Genomic DNA, 2265 nt, shown 5'->3' with positions numbered 1-2265 from the left:
CAGTCGCGTCGGGGTCTACGGCCTCCGCCTCGGCGTGTGGCCGCCGGCGGTGCAGGATCCGCCGGCGGCGCACCGGAGGGATCGCCGGCGGAGGCGGACCCAGTCGTCGTTGTGGCCACGTCTTAGTTGTCGGCCGCGGCCTGGGTGGCGTCGACGATGTCCTCTGGCGATGCCTGGCCGGCGAAGGCCAGCGCAATCGCGTCGTTCATCGCACCACCGATGGATTCGCCGAAGGCCGTGTCGAAGTAGAGCTGGACGAACGGTGAGCTGTCACGCACATCGAGCAGCCCCGCCAGTGCCGGATCGGTCACGGAGTCCGTTGCCGCCGGGTTCACCGGCAGACCCATGTCGTTCTCGGCGAAGCCCTGCTGGACCTCGTCGGAGAGCAGATAGTCGACGAACTCAACCGCGACGTCGGGCGCATCCCGTGAGACAGCCCAGGCGTCGCCACCGCCGAGCACCGCGTCCGGGTCACCCTCTTGGTCCGGGACCTGTGGGAACGGGAACCATGCGGTGTTCTCGCCAAGACCCTCGCCATCGTCGGTCAGGCCTTGCATGACGCCAGGCTCCCAATGGCCGGCCAACTCCATGGCCACCCGTTCCGTCGCCAGCAGGCCGGAGGCCGACGTCGGGCCTTCCTGCGCCGGCGTCGTCAGGAACCCGGGGTTGAACGGTTCGGCCTCGACAATGGACTGCAGCGTCTCACCGGCTCGCACGAAGCAGGGATCGGAGAAGTCCAGACTGGTGACCGCATCCTGCAGGACGTCCTGGGAGCACTGGCGCAGCGCGGCGTAGTACCAGTAGTGCGCGGCCGGCCACGCATCGCCGGCACCCACCGAGATCGGGTCGATGTCGGCCGCCTTGAGGGCGTCGACCGCGGCGAGAAAGTCGTCCAGGGTCTCCGGCGGCTCGCTGATGCCCGCTTCCTCGAACAGCGAGGTGTTGTACCAGAAGCCGACCACGCCCAGCGAGAACGGCAGCGCGTACGTGCGGTCGTCCACCTGCCAGCCGGCGACCGATCCGCCGAGGTTCTCGATGGTGTCGGCCACGTCGTCGGTGAGGTCCCTGGTCAGGCCGGCTTCGACGTGGTCCGCGAGTTCGCCGCCGCCACGTTCCATGTAGATGTCCGGCACGTCGCCGCTCTGGAACGCCGCGTCGAGGCGGGTGCCCATGTCCTCGTGTTCCTGCGCGTTGATCTCGATCGTGACGTGGGGGTTGGCCGCTTCGAAGTCAGCAGCCACATCTTCGTAGTACTCCCGTCCGGGCGAATTGTTGGAGTTGTGCCACCACGTGATGGTGACAGGTTCATCACTGTCGCCGCCCCCATCGCCGGCGCTGTCGTCCTCCGCGGTGTCGGGAGCGTCGGTATCGGAGTCGTCGTTCTGTCCGGCGCAGGCTGTGGCGAAGAACGCGAGTGCCGCGGTCAGCGCCAGGGCCTGCCGCCGTGTGCTGCGAGTCATCTGGCTATCCCTCCGGTCGTCAGTGACGGAATGTGCGAGAGTCTGGCAGCGCGGCGGCATGTCGTCAATCGTTGTCGATAACGGTATCGACAACGGTATCGATATCGTTATTTAACACGACGTTCCGCCATTATGCCTGCGGGTCTCCGGCGCGCTACTGTCATCCTCATGCAGCCCACGGGAAGGGTGACCATCGGTGACGTCGCGAGAACCGCGAGCGTCTCGGTCGCGACTGTATCGAAGGTGATCAACGGCCGGTACGGTGTCGCGCCTGAGACCGAGCTCCGGGTCCAGGAGGTCATCGAGCAACTCGGCTACGAGTCGTCCATCGTGGCGCGGAGCCTCCGTAGCCGTCGCACGAACGTCGTCGGCATCCTCGTCGCTGAGTTCGAGCCGTTCTCCACCGAGCTCCTGAAGGGAATCTCCGAGGCGGTCGAGGAAACCGGCTACGAGCTGATGGCCTACTCCGGCGGTCTCCGGCGGCACGACCGCGTCGGCTGGGAACAGCGCTACCTGAGCCGTCTGGCCGGAACGCTCATCGACGGCGCGGTGCTGGTCACACCCACCGTGATCACCGACCACGGCACGATTCCCGTCGTCGCCGTCGACCCGCACACCGGCCCGTCCGGGACCCCGACCGTCGACTCGGACAGCCTCGCCGGGGCCCGGGCCGCTACCGAGTACCTGATCTCGCTCGGCCACTCTCGCATCGGCTTTCTCGGCGGCCGCGTCGACCTCGAGTCGGCTCGTCTTCGCGAGCAGGGCTATCGGTCGGCGTTGGAAGATGCGGGTATCGGTGTCGACC

General features: G+C 67.3%; 2 protein-coding genes. One reads left to right on the top strand and one right to left on the bottom strand.

What is annotated here, in order from left to right:
• Nucleotides 1–122: 122 nt before the first annotated feature.
• Nucleotides 123–1460: an extracellular solute-binding protein gene (locus ELR45_RS17640; RefSeq protein ID WP_129667546.1), complete on the bottom strand. Its 1338-nt coding sequence runs from the start codon at nucleotides 1458–1460 to the stop codon at nucleotides 123–125.
• A gap of 168 nt (nucleotides 1461–1628) precedes the next feature.
• Between ELR45_RS17640 and ELR45_RS38240 the strand changes: the two genes are divergently transcribed.
• The coding region (locus tag ELR45_RS38240) for a LacI family DNA-binding transcriptional regulator (RefSeq protein WP_205856786.1) at nucleotides 1629–2265 on the top strand (637 nt) is incomplete at its 3' end.

The sequence above is a fragment of the Phytoactinopolyspora endophytica genome, assembly GCF_004138495.1.
GTDB lineage: Bacteria > Actinomycetota > Actinomycetes > Jiangellales > Jiangellaceae > Phytoactinopolyspora > Phytoactinopolyspora endophytica.
The sequence above is the reverse complement of the archived record's forward strand: the minus strand, read 5'-3'. Positions and strand labels throughout refer to the sequence as shown.

Bases quoted from the DNA above. Each gene is read 5' to 3' on its own strand.
- ELR45_RS17640 (WP_129667546.1), bottom strand. From the start codon at position 1,460: ATGACTCGCAGCACACGGCGGCAGGCCCTGGCGCTGACCGCGGCACTC.